The sequence below is a fragment of the Immundisolibacter sp. genome (assembly GCF_050250495.1).
GTDB lineage: Bacteria > Pseudomonadota > Gammaproteobacteria > Immundisolibacterales > Immundisolibacteraceae > Immundisolibacter.
In genome coordinates, this window is sequence record NZ_JBFWOM010000013.1 from 30,315 (window position 1) to 45,722 (window position 15,408).

The window sequence follows — 15,408 nt, forward strand, 5'->3', positions numbered from 1 at the left end:
CCCTAGCGCAGCGACAGCAAGGAGACCATCTCGTTCACCTCGGCCACGGCGCGGTTGGCCAGCACGATCGACAGTTCCGCGGCCGTCGCCTTGCGCAAGGTCTGCGGACAGTTCGCCAGCGCTTCGCGCAGGTGCTCCTCCGCCGCTGCAAATCGATGTTTGTTGTACGCCGCCGCGGCCTCCGACCGCAACGCATTCGTGAGCAGCTCCAGCAAGGTATCGAGGTTCTGCCGGACCCGCGCCGAGGCCGGTTCAGCCTCGTTCGCTTCCTGCAGCTCGGCCAGCGCGCGCCGGTATGCCGCCAGGCGTCCCGCGTCCCCGGACGGCGTCTTCTCGTGCGCGGCATTCACCGCCGCGACGGCCGAGCCGGTCAGCGCTTCGGCCCATTCATGCTGCAGGGCCGATTGGCCTTCGGGCCGGCAGCACGCGAGCGCCTGCCGATACAACGCACGCGCGTCGGACAGCTCGCCCGCGCCGACGTGTTTGCGCATCCCGCAAACCCGCTCGAAGGCCGCCGCGCCGAGCATGTCCGCCAGCTCGATGTCCGGACGCAGCGCTTCGATGGCCTGGTCCACCGCAGCCAGGTTCTGCGCCGCATGATCGTTGCCGGCGTCCAGCTCGCGCGCCTGCGCCAGGCGGTCGCGGCATTCGATCAGGCGATCCCGGCGTCCGGCGGGGCCGAGCGATTCGTCGCCGAGCGTGGTGTTGGCCTGCGCCACGGCCCAGCCGGCCAGCACCGCCGAGAGTTCCGTTTGGAGCTCGCCCTGCCCCTGCGGCGCGCTTGCCGCGATCGCGCGCCGCAGCAGCGCGACGGCCGGCTCGTACTCGTGCCGATTTGCATGCGGCAAGGCCTGGCGCCGCAGCCGCAGGCTCTCGCGCCCGAGGCGGGCGAGCTGTTCCTGCGCCTCGCGAAGCTCGCCGTCGACGAGTCTTTCGCAGTCGCGGTCTTCGTCGGTGTCGGCCATCGTGCGCCGGTATTCGCGCAGATCGACCTCGGCCTCGTCGAGCTCGAGCAGCGCCACGTGGCAGCGCGCGCGCAGGTAGTGGAAGGCGTTGGTGTCGGGGCCGAGGGTGACGCACTCGTCGAGCAGCGTGGTCGCCTCGGCATGCCTGGATTCGCCGAACAGCGCCTGCGCCTGCACGTAGAGCTCATGCGCGCGCTGCTGGTCGCGCTGCCGCGTCACGAACTGCGCCAGCTCCTGGAGTTGCGTGCGCGCGGCTTCGTCCTGCTCGATGGCGAAGTCGAACTCGTCGCCGGGTTCGAGCGCCAGGCCGGCGGCACAGGCGGCGGCGGCCTCGTGTTCGCCGAGCAGGAGATAGGCGTTGGCGAGCACTTGCAGCGCGGGCACCGTGAGATCGTCGCGCTCGCGCACCCGGTGCGCGCCGGCCAGGGCAGTGTCGCTGCGCCGCCTGGCCTCGAGCAGGGCGATCTGGGCATGGCAGCGCGGCAGTTCGCGCCGGCAGCGCAGGCCCTCCTCGTCGGCCTCGGGTGCGGCGACGGCGCCCCGTTCGAAATGACCGATCGCCGCTGCGGGCTCTTCGAGCGCGACGCAGACGTCGCCCGCGATGCGGAACCACTGGCCCAGGTCGCGCCGCGCCGCGGGTTCGGCGATCGACGCGGCGCGTTCGCACAGCGGCACGAAGTACGGCAGCCAGGACGCGACCGCCTGCTGCATGCCGCGCAGGATGGCCTGCCGCTCGGCACCCTGGCGGTCGTCGAGCGCGTTGAGCTGGTTGATCTGCACGCGCAGCATGCGATGCTGGAAGCGCAACGCGTCCATCAGGGCCGCTTCGTTGTCGGGGTCGATGTTCAGGCAGGCCTGGACGATGGCCACGGCCACGCCGATGGTCTCCTCGTCGCGCGTGGCTTCGTCCCACGCGGTGTCCGGAATGCCCGCGGCCAGCTTCTCGTAGGCGGCGCGGCGAGCTTCGCACTTGTCCGCCTCCGGCAGCGCCGAACCCAGCACCAGGCCGATGTGGTGGCGCGCACGGTGGTGCGCCGTGCCCGGATCGAAGGCGACGTCCAGATGCAGGCGCAGCAGCAGCGTCGGCAGGCGCTTGCGCAACGCGTCGACCGGTTCGCGCCTGACCCGTCCACCGGCCTGCGGCGGGCAGACGATCGCGGCGATGCGATCCCAGAACGCGTCGCTGCGCCACAACGCTGCCCAGTGCTGCAGCGCGGCGTTCCAGTCGGCGTCCGACTGCTGCGGCTGCGTGCCCTGCTCGAGTTCGATGGCCCGCGCGTGGTGCATGATGGCCAGGTGATGGCGGCTGTCGACGTCCTCGCCATCGCGTGCCAGCAGGCCGGACCAGATATCGAAGGCCGCGTCGTCGTAGGGCCTGGCGGTCCAGCCTTCGAGGTTCACCCCCAGCCGGGCCAGCGCGCGCCGGTGCGGATTGGCCGCGGCGTCGAGCTCGCCCTGCAGCGAGACGAGCAAGGCGTCGAGCTTGGCGGCGCGTGCGCCGATGTCCGCGGGCGTCGGCAGGCCGTTCATCGTCTGCCGCCCCGCGCTGCCGTCACACGCAGTTGCTGCGCCTGGCGCCGCAATGCGGCGGCCATGCCGTTCTGGCCGCAGGCCTCGCTCACGTCCGCATAGGCGTCGACCAGCGCGGCGTCGCCCGGTTGCCGACCGACCGCCAGGCCGATGAACCGGCGCGCCTCGTCGTGGCGGCCCAGCGCGAGCAGGGCCCTGGCCTGCACGACCAGGGCCGGCGCATGGCCGGGCTCGCCGGCCAGCAGTTCGACCATCAGGGCCAGCGCGCGCGTGGCGTCGCCATGGGCCAGCAAGGCCAGCGCATCGCCGACGCGCGCCGCCGCAGACTTTGTGCACGGTTCGGCCTGCGGCGGCGGCGGATCTTCGACGTCCAGCGCCTGGGCCGACACGCGGCCGGTGGCCGCATAGCGGTCGAGTTCGGCGAGCAGCAGGCCGGCGTTCGCGAAACGCCGGGATGATCGGTAGGCCAGGCAGCGGGCCAGCAGCGCTTCGACCTGCGGATGCTCGCGCAGGTCGGGGTTGAATTCCGCGGGCGAGGCGATCGAGTCGGCGTCGCCGGGGGGCGCCGTCGGCGCGGCCACCTGCAAGCCACGCTTGCGCGCCTCGTGCTGCGCGGCGCGGTGGCCGGCGTCGTCGCCCGCGGCCAGCGCCTCCAGCCCGACGGCGTCGAAAGGCAGTCGGCCGGCCAGCATCTCGTACCAGAGCACACCGAGCGAATAGACGTCCGAACTCGGCGTCCCCACGCCTTGCAGGAGCACTTCGGGGGCCTGATAGGCCGGCGTGCCGCCGGCGGCACCGAGCGGCATGCGTGCGGCCAGCCCGAAGTCCGTGAGCACCAGGTCCCCGTCGGGTGCGATGAGCAGGTTCTCTGGCTTGATGTCGCCATGAACCAGCGGTGCGTCCTGCCGATGCAGCCAGGCCAGCGGCACCAGCACGCGGCGCAGGTACCACAGGCTGGTCTCGACCGGCATGCCCTTGCCGGCGAAACGGCGCAGTTCGTCGGCCAGGGACCGCCGCCCGGGCACCAGGCGCATCGCGATGTAGCCGCGGCCTTCCGGGGGGCTGCGCGTGAGGCCCAGGTCGTAGACCTGGACCATGCGCCGCGCCACCTCGGGCGGGGGCTCGTCCTCGATCAGGCCGAGCAGGGTGATCGCGTCGGCGAACACCTGCGCCGCGTTGTCCGGCGAGACATGGCGCTGCTTGAACACCTTCAGGGCCACCTCGCGCACCGAGCGGCCGAACAGCAGCTGGGTGGCACGATAGACGTCGCCGAAGCCACCCGAGCCGAGCAGCTCGCGCACCTCGAAGCGGCCGTCGACCAGGGTGCCGGCACTCAGGCGCGGGTCGACGCCGGCCGTCGTCACAGCAGTTCGACCTTCACGCCGTCGGCGCCGAACGCGGTGGCGACGAGCCGTGCGCCTTCCACCGTGCCTGCGTCGGGGTGCCGCTCGACGAGCAGGCGGATCGCGGGGCCGACGATCTCGTCGTTGATCGCCCGCGGCACGCCGCGGGCGCCCTCTTCCAGGCTGCGTGCATGGGCGCGCCTGGCGATGCGCTCGCGCGCGTCGTCGTGCACGTCGATGTGCACCTCCTTGAGCCGGCGGAACTTGTCGAGCTCGCGCTCGAGCACCTGGTCGACGATCTGCCGGCAGGCGCGTGGCGTCAGCGGCAGGAAGGTGATGCGCTCGTCGACGCGGCCGAGGAACTCCGGCCTGAAGCCGCGCTCGGCGAGCTCGTCCATCGCCGCGCCGAACAGCTGCCCCGCCAGCGCATCGGGATCGTCGAGCGCGGCCGGGCGCTCGCGCAGATGGCCGCGCAGCCAGGTCTGGCCGGCGTTGGTGGTCATCACGATGATGCACTGGCGACCGTCGCGCACCGGGCCGGCGGGGTCGGAGATCACGCCCTCGTCGGCGAAGCGCAGCAGGGCATCGAAGACCTGGGTGTCGGCCTTCTCGATCTCGTCGAAGAGCACCACGCTGTGCGGCCGGTCGCGCAGGCCGTTGGTGAGCTTGCCCTCGCCGTAGCCGACATAACCCGGCGCCGCGCCGATGAACATGTTCATCGACTCCTTGGTCTTGAACTGCCCCATCTCGAGGAACACGAGCTGCTCCTCGTCGCCGAACACCCAGCGCGCCAGCTCCTTCGCCAGCTGGGTCTTCCCGGTGCCGGTGGGGCCGAGGAAGAGGAACACCGCGGCCGGCCGGCCGTCGCGCGGGATGCCGAAACGCAGCCGTTCGATCCACGGCATGACACGCGCCACGGCGTGGCCCTCGCCGAGGATGCGGCGGTTGATCTGCTGCTCGATTTCCTTCGGCGGCACTCGCGTCAGCGGGCTGCCTTCGTCCTCCTCCTCGTCCTGAGCCTCGGCGCCCTGCATCTGTTCGCGCAGCGCCGTCAGGCTCACGCCACGCTGCCCCGCGAGCAGCCGGGCCAGCTCGGCCTCCTGCTTGAGCACGAAGGCGGTGGCGAGATCCTGTTCGCCGATGCCGGGGCTGCCGCGCGCCGCGGCGAGCTGCTGGGCCTGCGCAAGCAGCCCGCTCACCGCGTCGTACAGGCTGTCGCGGCCGAGTTCGAAGCGCTCGACGCGCTTGCGCCCGGGCCGCGCCAGCTCGCGGCACAAGGCGGCGTGCAGGTCGTGGGCGACGTCCACGCCGAACGCCGTGAGCGTGCGTGCGAGCAGCCCGCGCTCGTCGCCGAGCAGGCTGTACAGCAGGTGACGCGTGCCGATCCTGGCGATGCCCAGGCTGGCGGCATCTTCGACCAGGCGGTCGCAGAAGCGCCGGCCCGAGGCGCTGAACAGGCGCCGCTGCAGCTGGCCCCTGGCGTCGAACAGCTCGGGCGCAGCGCCGCCGAGTCGCACCTGCTGCTCCAGCAGGCGGCGAAACGCCGCGAGATCCTGTGCCGAGGTCCAGGCTTCGATCAGCTCGAGCAGGCGCGCTGGCGCCGAATCGAGCCAGGCCAAGGACAGCACCGCGTCCACGACCTCGGCGCGCTGCGCCTGGGCCGTCAGCGCTTCGGCGCGTTGCAGCATCGCCAGCACCTCGGCTGTCGCGCAGGCGCGCGTCAGGCGCAGCGGCGGCGCCTCGGTGGCGGCGGGCCCGGGCGGCAGCCCGGCCTGGATGCCGGCGATGAAATCGTCGGCGCTCTGGCCCGCCGCATCGACCAGGCGCTTGCGCATCCAGGTGCCGGGTGTCCTGGCCAGGCAGAACAGCCAGTCGCGATGGTCCACCCGGGTGCTGCCGCGCGTGATGGCCTGCACCAGCACGTGGCAGCCTTCCTCGCCGCGTCCGTTGCCCAGCGCTGCGGCAAGCATCGGCTCGAATCGCGCGCTGGCAAGGCCTCCGTCGGTGAGCAGCATGGCGGGCATCCGGTGGGTGTCGCGCTCAGTCGGTCAGCGCTTCGAGGGCTTGGCGCGCGCGCCCGAGGTGCTTGCGCGCGTCGTCACTCTTGCCGTCTTCGTACTGGTCGACGGCGGCCTGGGCATAGGCGCAGGCCAATGCCATGCGCACCCCGGGGTGCGACAGGTCGGCCAGGCTGGCGGGCACCTGACTGTCAAGCACGAGGCGCCAACCGTCGCGCTGGCAGCTCAGCGCGGCGGCGGCCAGCCACAGCTGCGCGCCATCGACCGGCAGCTGCGCGAGCGACGGAAACAGCCGCTCGCAGCATTCGAGGAAGGTGTCGACGTGGCCGAGGATGCGGTGCCCGATTGCGGCGACGAGGTCGTGGCGAAGATCGTCGGCGCCGTTCCCGTCGATCATCGCTTGCAGCGCGGCCGACGCAGCGTGGCGCCGCTGCGACTCGTCGGCCGCGAACAAGCCGGGCGTCCAGGCCAGCGCCGACGGCGCCAGCGCCTGCCAGGCGTCCGCGTCCAGGCGATCGGCATCCGAGGCGAGCCAATCCGCAGCGGCCCGGGCCAGGCGCTGCCATCGCGCGACTTCGCGGTCATGGCTGCGCTGTGCCTCGAGCCCGGCCAATTCGTCGGCACAGCACCGCAGGTCGGCGGGTCCGCCGGGTGGCGGCGCGGGAACGGCCGTGTCGTCCGGGCCTGCAGGCCACAGGCTGGCCAGCAACTGCTGCGTGCGCAGGATAGCCAGCGCACGCCGGTGCTCGGGCGCATCGGCACGCAGTTCGCAGAGCGCCTCGCCGGGCCGCCCCTGGCTGACCAGTGCACGCGCGCGCAGCAAGGCCCAGGCGCAGGCATGGGCCTCGCTCGCCGGGGCAGCCGGTCCCGGTGGCTCGGGTGCCGTGAGCCGATCGAGCGTGACGTAGCCGTGGACCCACGCCACGCGTGCCGCCGATTCGAACAGTGCCGCCATGCCAGGCCCGCCAGTCCTGCCGTGCGGGTAGCGCTGCCTCGACCGGATGCGCAGCAGCCGCGCAGCGCAGACGGCGTCGGCCGGGTCGGCGACGAGTCGCGCCTCGTACGCGGCCCGCGCCGCCTCGGTCCGGCCGGTGCGTTCGAGCAGTGCGGCGTGCAGCCGCTGCTGGGCTGCGGCGTACGGCGACGCGCCCTGCCGCTCGTGCGCGTCGCCCGACACGAGGAGTGCGGCCTCGAGGTCGCCGCGCCGCTCGTGCAGCAGGGCACGCGCATAGCGCGCCGCGGCATGGCCGTCCGGCACATCGCGCAGGCATGACGCGGCACGATCGAGATCACCTTGCCGGATGGCGAGCATCGCCAGTTGCGCGCGGGCCCGCGCCGCCATGCAGCCGCCTTGCAGCGACTCCAGCCGCGTCTGCGCGTCCGGGTCACCCAGTCTGGCCGCCGCCACGCCGCGCCAGTACACGACCAGCGGCAGCCAGAGCGCGCGGGTGAGTCCGCGCGCCGAGGACAGTTCATGTTCGAGCGCATCGAAACAATCGGCGGCCTCGCGCAGGTGCTGCAGGCGCAGTGCGCGGCGTGCGACCCGGTAGCGCTGCTCGATCGCGATCTCGGCCGCGAATGTCGCCGCGGCGCTGCCGCCGATGTCGAACAGCCTGGCCAGCGCCGGTGTGGCCGGTTCGGCAGCGGCACGGTCGTCTCCCGGCGCGCTCAGCGGGTCGGCACGGGCAGCCCGCAAGGCGGCGAGGCGTTCGATCCATGCCTGCTGCTCCGGTGCCGACGCCTCGAGTGCATCGAGGCGTCGTCGGCCAGCGGCGACGGCGGCATGCGTGCCCAGGTCCTCCGGCGCGACCTCGGCGGCCCAGAACTCGAACTCCCAGGCGACGGCCGCGTCGGGCGTGTCGACGAGTGACACCGGCAGGCCTTGCGGACCGAGCGCGAGCAGTGCGGTGCGCAGGGCGACCCAGCGCGCCCAGGCCGGTGTGGCCGCCGGCAACAGCAGCGCGCGCAGACCTTCGGCCGTGCCGCTGTCATGGGCGATGGCACGGTGTGCCAGGGCCAGGATCTCGCGCGCCGTGCGCAGCGCCGGCAGGGCGTCGACCCAGGCCGGCTCGATCGCATCCGCCTCACGCGCCAGCGCCAGCAAGTCCTCGCACGCCGGGCTGTCGCCGGCGAGCACGCGCGCCACGCGGCTGAGCTGGGCGAGTTCGGCCGAGGGATGGCCGCGCCAGCCGTGCAAGCGGGCCCAGGCGGCCTGGTAGTCGGCGCGCAGGCGCAGTTCGGCGAAGGCCAGGGTGCATTCGGACCAGGCCTGCCCGCCGAAGCACCGGCTGACCCGGCGGCACAGTTCGGCGGTCGGCTCGAGCACGGCATCGTCCCAGGCCGGGTCGACGCGCAGTACCCGCTGCAGCAGCCGCAGGCAGGTCTCGCCTTCCGGCGCCTCCAGCGTGCGAACCAGGTCGTCATCGAGCAATCCGAGCAGGGCGCGTGCACTCGGCAGGTTGGCGTCGCGATCCACCGCGAGCATGGCCTGCAGGCGGCGCCAGGGCGGGGTGTCGGGCGTCGTGCCCCGCGGCGCTTCAGCGCGGCCCGGCCAATGCAGGGCCGCGCGCAGCTGCCAGTAGTGCACGTCCTCATGGGTCGGGTCCAGACGCCGCGCGGTGGCGACCAGCGCGAACATGCTGTCGTGCCGGCCGGCCCATTCGGCGGCACGCGCGGCGATCACCAGCGCCTGGGCCTGCAGGCTGTCGCTGAAGCCGAGCTCACCGGGTCGAGCCCGTTCAGTCCATTGCTGCGCCTGTGCCGCCGAGTCAAGACAGGGGGGGCATTCGCAGACCGCACGGCAGGCCATGGCCCAGGGCGTGCCGGACAGCGCCGGCAGCATGGCGTCGAGCAGCGCGAGCGTGCCCCGGCTCGACAGGCTGCGATGGACCCAGTCCAGCGTCCGCTGCACCGCGTCGACACTGCCGACGGCCAGCGGATCGGCGACGAACTGCGCCGCCTGTTCCAGCAAGGCCTGCGCTTGACCGGCATCATGCAGCGCGGTCATCAGTTCCCAGCGCAGCGCGAACGTCGCCGGCCCGGCGTCAGCCGTCGGGTCGAACCTGGCCAGCCACTGCGCGGCCTGCGGACAGCGCTGGCGCCGCAGCTCGATCCAGGTGAGCCCGCACAGCAGCTGGTCGATGAACCAGCGCTGGGTCGCCGGGTCGGCCATCGGCCGCTGCTGCAGGCGTTCGTAGCCCGTGGCCAATGCCTTGCAGGCAGCGTCACCCGCGCGCCGCGCACCGGCCAGGGCCAGCCTCAGTCGCCCGGCGCGGGTGGCGAACCAGACCGGCCGCTGCCACCACGCGGGGTGTGGCCAGGCCGGCACGAAGGCGGCAGGCAGGCACTGCGCGGCCTGCGGGCGACCGACGACGGCAGCGGGCCCGGCCGGAGATTGCGCCCCGGCGATGCGGTCCGAACTGCCAGGGTCGTTCATCGCCGTTCCCTCCCAGGACTCATCGGGAACCCGCCACCGCTGGGCGGCACACGAGCCCCGATGTCGGCACACGGTAAGCACCGGCCGGAGCATTGTCAAGAGCGACTGCACGCACGGGCATGCCGATCACGGAGCCGGCAAGGCCTGGGCCAGCCGGCCCGGCCCATCGTAGTGGTAGCTCAGCGTGCGCGAGACACCTTCGGCATCGAACCGTGCGCGCGCCACACGCAGCCTCAGCGCGGCGTCGAGTTCGTAGTCCAGCCGCAGCTGCTGGGTGCCGAACGCTATGCGCTGCACCAGGCCTTGCTCCGGTGCCGGACGCACGCCCTGCAGCGTTCCGCCAGCGTCGAACAGCCATTGCGATCCGTCAATTGCCGAACCGCGCAGCGAGCCGTCGGCGAGCAGCGCGAGGAAGCGGATCGGCGCATCGCCTTCGGGCTCCCAGCCGAGTGTCGCGCCGTGCTCGCGCAAACGCATCAGCGGCTCGACGGCCTCGGTCCCGGCCGCCGTGCGCAGCCCGCGCAAGCGCAACCGTTCGGGCAGTTCGATGCCTCGCCAGACGCGCCGCGCCGGGCCGGCCGGTTCCACGCGGTGAACACTGCCGGGGCCAACCGCCACCATCTCGCTCAGGTAGCCGATGTCGCTCACATGCCGCTCGGCCAGTTCCATGCGCGTCAAGCGGCCGCCGCGGTCGAACACGAACTCGGCACCGAGCTTGTCGAGCAGCCGAAACGTGCCGTCGCTGAGCGGAAACAGGCCGACAAATTCGCTGGTTTCCTGGCTCTCGGGCACCCATCCGGCGATGGCGTGGCGCCGGGTGTCGAAGACGAGACTTTCGCGGCGCCCGCTGAGCCGGCCCTCGACCTGCATGCGCCGCGGCAGCCGGGCCCCGCGAAACACCAGCGTCTCGGTGCCGTCGGCGTGTACCGCGTAAGGCACCAGCACGTGCCAGCCGGGGCCGAACTCGCCGCCGCTTCGGGACGCATCGAAGTAGCGCACCAGTTCCAGTCCAGGCCGGCCGGCGGGGTCGTGCAGCGCGAGGTCGGTCTGAAAGCGCAGGCCCAGCGGGCCCAGCCCCTGTGCCTGCGCGGGCAACACCGATACGTTCGGCGCATCGACGCCGGCGGCCTTCGATGCGCCCGCGACGGGTGCGGCCGTCGTGCGTTCCAGCGCGCGCGCCAATTGCCGATCCGGCACCTGCACGGCTCGCGACCGCATCTCGACCCCACCCTCGATGCGCATGTCGTTGCGATGCCGCGAGCCCTTGACCAAGGCGCGCACGGTGGCCGGCGAATCCTCGGTCAGCACCTCATGCTTGTGGGCGAGCAGGAACCACAGCAGCGGCAGGCGGCGCTCCTTGACCCAGCTTGCCAGGCTGACGAGCTTGGCGTACTCGAGCAGTTCGCCGTAGACCGGGTGGCGGCGCGCGATGACCGCGTAGTGCCGCGTGAAGAAGTCCGCGAAGGCACGATCGGCTGCGCTGGACCGGCCCGGGGCGTCGGTGATCTCGGTGTCGAGCACCATGCGCGCGCTGTCGAACATCAGGCTTTCGCCGGCGCGGCGCAGGCGCATGTCGCGCGGCTTGAACCAGAAGCGGCGGCTGAGCCCGAGGGCCTGCAGGCCGTGCCGCGCCGAGAGTTGGTCCACGTCCATGAAACCCGGCACGTCCAGGGCTTCGGTGCCCACCGCGGCACGCTTCATCCGATGGTCGGCTTCGCGCATCACGCGGCCAAGGTCGGTGTTGACCACCTGTCCGATGTAGCGCACGCGGTGGTACGGCAGGCCCGGCGCGATCGGGTCGATCGACAGCCCCGGCGCACCGTCGGAGAAGTACACCGCCCACAGCGCGGTGACGAAGCGGCGGAACGCCTGCGGCTCCAGCTGCGCAAGCTCGCCCTCGACCAGCAGCCCGAAACGGCCACCGGAGAACGACGGCGACGCCGCCTCATCGGCGATCCGGGCCACACCTTCGAGCGTGACACCGCCGACGCTGGTGGCCGGCTTCCACGCCGGCAGCCGCACCGCCGGCACCAGCGCGGGCTCGACCGGGCGCCATGGCGGCAGGCGCAGTGCGGCATCGGTCTGCGGCGGCGGCGCAGGCAGCCCGGCCGCGCTGGCAACGAGGGGCCCGAACCGGCGCTGCACCGTGGTACCCGCATCGCCGGACTCGCGCGGTGCCGCCGGCGCGGGGTCCGCCGCAGCGTGCAACGCGATCGGCATGCCCGGCAGGCGCGACAGCGCCACCGGCAGTTTCCAGCTCAGCACGGCCTGCGCTGGCCGGCTGCGCAGCACGATCTCGCGCAGCGCCGTGACATCGCCCCCGCGCAGGCGAATCGCGCCGGCGCGAAGCTCGACGCCACCATCGATGTCGAGGCGGCGCTCGCCCTTCGGCGTGGCGACCGTTTCGCTGCGCTCGAGCAGCGGGTAGGTGGCGGGGGTGTCGACCGCCGCCAGCCGGTGCCCGCTCAGCCAGTAGTCGAGGGGCGGTGGCCGCGCCTGCAGTTCCAGGCCGCGCGCCAGGGCCACCAGCTCGAACAACCTCGCCAGCCGAGCCGCCTCGGGGAAGTAGGCCTGGACGTCGTCCAGGCGTGCGCTCAACGCGGCCGCGAAGCGTTCGGCCAGCACGTCGCGCGTCGCGGCCGTGGGCGGCTGGCCGTTGACGCTTAATACCTCCGCCTGCACGCCGAGCCGGAAGTCCTGGATCACCGCCACGCCTTCGCGCACCACCACCTGGCTGGCGTCCAGAGGGCGAAACCAGAAGCGCGAGGCGACCCGGTCCTCGAGCTCGCCCTCGGCGGCCGCGCGGCGGCACAGCGCGAAGTACGACGGCACCCCCCAGATCTGCGCCGAGACGAGTTCGAGCGCGAGCTTCTTGAGCGCGACGTCCGCGTCGAACAGCGCACGTCCGAAGCCGGTCTGCGCGAGCGGGCCGCCGTCGAAGCGGACCACCTGGCGGCCCGTGCTCGCGGTGTCCGGCGCACGGTCGATGCTGACCAGCGGCCAGCGGTGGTGCAGCAGGCGCGCACGCAGCGCAACGACCAGATCGTCCAGGCGCAAACCCGAAGGTCGAGCTTCGCGCTCGCCAAGCAGGACGACATCGCCGCCAGCTTCGTCGACCACGGCGGCGACCAGCCGCGTCAAGCCGTCGAGGCGGGCGGCGCTGCCTCCCGGGTCGCCGGCGCGGACCGCGGCTTCGGCCTGGCGCAGCGAGAAGGCGGACAACTCGCCGGCCCGCGCCGGTCGGGGCGGCGCGAGGCCGAGCAGCGCTGCGGCGAGCAGGATCAGCAGGGCGCGCATGGGCCGCTCGCGTCAGCGCGCCGGCAGCGCCTGCGCGCGGTAGAGCAGGCCGAACTCCGCCACGGCCGGGCCGTCGCCCAGGTCCCAGCGGGCAGCGGCGGCATTCGAACTGGCACCGCCGATCCGACCTTCGGGCCACACGCCGGGACGCGTGGGCTTGGGCGCCAGCAGCTGATAGCCGGCGTGAGCGCGGCCGACCCAGCCCTGGACGTCCTTGGAGAAATCGGCGAACGACACCGAGACGCCCGCGTGCGCGCTCGTGGCCGTGCGGCCGGGGGGCGGCTTGGTCGACGGGCTGCCCTGCAGCCCGGCACTGACGGAAACACCCTTGAAGAGGTCGACCACGGCGCGGACCGGCCCCGTCGGCCCGAGCACGTCGCGCCCGAGTTCCAGGCGGTTGCGCACGCGCCGGCCCAGATCCGGATCGGCCACGGCGATGCGCTGCAACTCGCGCGCGACCATGGGGGCCAGCGCGGGGTTGTCGCCCACGATGCGCGCAAGCCGGTCGACCCCGCCCATGCGACCCTTCTTGATCGCCTCCAGGCTGGCCACCATCGACACGCCCGGGGCTTCGTCCTCGTCGGATGTCGGCCGCCGCTGCCGCGCATCGAACTCGGCCACTGCGCGTTCCACCGCTCGCCCGATCAATTCCGGCAGACAGGCCCCGGCACCGATCGCGGCTGCAGCGTCGGACTGGGCCGCGCCGATCTGCCCGAGGGCCAGTTGCGCGATGGCACGGCCGCTGCGGGCGAGCGTGAAGCGCGGGGCTTCGGCCAAGGCACGGTCGAAGCGCTCGACGGCGCGCGTCGCGGCCTGGCCTTGCAGCAGCGCGACGACGCCCTGGTTGGCCAACGCGTCGGCCAGGCCGTGCGCGGCGTCGAGATCGACCGTGGCAGCCGACCAGTTCTTCGCGACCGCCTGCGCCACGCCCCGGGCGTTGAGCAGCAGCGCATCGCCGCGGCCCGGCACCAGACCCCAGCCGAACTGCGCGATCGCCTGTTCCATCTCACCCTGGCGCGCCAGTGCGTCGCCGCGCAGGTAGTGCGCCATGGGCGCGCCGGGATGGCGGGACAGGAAGGCTCGGGTCCAGCGCGCCCATTCACCCCCGGCATCCGGATCCAGGCCGGCGAACAGGCACACGGATTCGTCGTTGCGGTTCAGCGCCAGGTAGGCATGGCCGCGCAACATGCGCGCCGCCGGACCGTCACCGGTGGCACGCGCCGCGACGGCGGGCCAGTCGCGCTGCAGCACGGCCTCGTCCAGGGCCGCATCGGGGCCCGGATCCGCCGCGGCGCTCGCCGACAGCACGGCGGCGAGGGCAGCAAGCAGGACGGGCACGCGGCAACGGCGGCTCATGATCCTGCTCCCGCCACGGCCGCCGCCTGCAGCTGGCCCGACACCGGCACCGCCGTCAGCAGGAACGGCCGCTGGAACTGCTCGAGCACCGGACGCAGGCGCCCCAGCGCAGCGCCGAGATCGCCCAGCGCGCCGGGAAGCTGCATGCCGTCGAGAGCACGGATGCCGCTCTGCACGCCCGCATGGCAATCGGCCAGCACGCGGGTGGCCTGCGTCAACGCGGCGAATGTCTGCTCGGCCTGCAGCGCCTGCTCGCGCTGCACGCGTACCTGCTCGGCCACCTGAAGCAGCGCCGGCCCGAGCTGCGTGGCGCGGATCGCATCCAACGCCTCTCGGTCCAGCGCCACGCCCGCGCGGACGGCATCCACCAGCTCGCGCGTGAGCTGGGCGGCCTGCTGCAGCCCCGCGCCGGCGGCGCGGGTCGATTCCAGCAGCCCGGAGACCGTCTCGGTCGTGGCCTTGGCCACTGCGCCCCGCTCGGCGGCAAGCTCGCGCGCAAAGGCTTCGATCATCAGATCGCTGCCTCGCGCCAGCTCGGCGCGCCACTGCTCGCCCAGCGCCGCCAGGGCGTGGGATGCGTCGGCCTGCGGTGCCGCCGCGGCAGGCTGCGCGCGCTGCAGCGCAGGCAGCAGCAGGTCGCACAGCCAGTCCTGCAGTTCGTCCAGAAAGCGTTCCTCGCGTGACTGCACGGCAGCGTTGTGGAACATCAGGAGCAGGGAGGTCACGAGGCCGACCAGGGTGAGCAGGAAGGCGAACGACAGCCCGCCGGTGACGGCAACCAGGCTCTTCTTGATCGAGCGGATGTCGTCGATGTCGCCGGACAGGAACCCGGAAAAGCCGTCCACCGCGTTGGCGATGCCGAGCACGGTGCCGATCAGCCCCAGGACCGGCAGGGCCCAGACGATCGTGCCCAGCGCAGCATGCGCGCGGTGCAGCGTGTCCTGGTCGGCCTGCACCTGGTGGTCGAGCGCGAGCTCGGCTTCGGCCAGGCCGGGCTGCAGCTGCCACTGGCGCAGCACCGCCAGCGCGCGGCGCCACAGCGGATTGCCGGTGCACGGTGAAGCTTCCAGGTGCGCGCACAGTGCGGCCGCGCCGCGCCGGCCGAGCGCGTCGACCAGGGCCACGGCGGCGCCCCGGTGCGCCACCTTGCGCAGCGCCACCAGGCGCTGCGCCCGATGCACGAGATACAGCGTGCCGTAGAAGAACGACGCGAGGATCGCCCAGGGAACCAGCGTCTCGGCGCGGCTCGGATCGAACATCCGATGCAGTGCCTGGCCGGGCTCGGCGAGCCTGTACAGCAGCCCTGCGGCGGCGCCGGCGAGGACGGCGCCGGCCACGCCGCAAGCCGTCTCGATGCGCCAGGCGGGCCACCCGGCGACGCCGCGAAGGGCAGGCAAGGCGTCTGCGGCGGCTGGCGCTGCAGATCGGCCCGGGGCGGTGGTGGCGGTCTTCAGTTCCATGGG

The 15,408-nt window shown here is 73.1% G+C and carries 7 protein-coding genes; all 7 read right to left on the reverse strand.

Annotation, left to right across the window (positions count from 1 at the left end):
* Positions 1-2 precede the first annotated feature (2 nt).
* Positions 3-2,495, reverse strand: coding sequence for a hypothetical protein (locus AB7F93_RS09830; protein WP_428302729.1), 2,493 nt, complete (start codon positions 2,493-2,495; stop codon positions 3-5).
* Positions 2,492-3,859 (reverse strand): protein kinase domain-containing protein, encoded by a 1,368-nt coding sequence (locus tag AB7F93_RS09835; protein ID WP_428302730.1) that lies wholly within the window; start codon positions 3,857-3,859, stop codon positions 2,492-2,494. Before AB7F93_RS09835 ends, AB7F93_RS09830 begins: the two co-directional genes overlap by 4 nt.
* On the reverse strand, positions 3,856-5,853 hold the full coding sequence (locus tag AB7F93_RS09840) for an AAA family ATPase (RefSeq protein ID WP_428302731.1): 1,998 nt from the start codon (positions 5,851-5,853) through the stop codon (positions 3,856-3,858). Before AB7F93_RS09840 ends, AB7F93_RS09835 begins: the two co-directional genes overlap by 4 nt.
* 25 nt (positions 5,854-5,878) lie before the next feature.
* Positions 5,879-9,292 carry a hypothetical protein gene (locus tag AB7F93_RS09845; protein WP_428302732.1) on the reverse strand — a complete coding sequence of 1,138 codons (3,414 nt, stop codon included), beginning with the start codon at positions 9,290-9,292 and terminating at the stop codon, positions 5,879-5,881.
* A 126-nt stretch (positions 9,293-9,418) separates the two neighbouring features.
* Positions 9,419-12,589, reverse strand: a complete 3,171-nt coding sequence (locus tag AB7F93_RS09850; RefSeq protein WP_428302733.1) for a hypothetical protein — start codon at positions 12,587-12,589, stop codon at positions 9,419-9,421.
* A gap of 12 nt (positions 12,590-12,601) precedes the next feature.
* Positions 12,602-13,945, reverse strand: coding sequence for a tetratricopeptide repeat protein (locus AB7F93_RS09855; RefSeq protein WP_428302734.1), 1,344 nt, complete (start codon positions 13,943-13,945; stop codon positions 12,602-12,604).
* A complete protein-coding gene (locus AB7F93_RS09860) occupies positions 13,942-15,405 on the reverse strand; it encodes a MotA/TolQ/ExbB proton channel family protein (RefSeq protein ID WP_428302735.1) in 1,464 nt (487 codons plus the stop codon). Before AB7F93_RS09860 ends, AB7F93_RS09855 begins: the two co-directional genes overlap by 4 nt.
* Between the last annotated feature and the right edge of the window lie 3 nt (positions 15,406-15,408).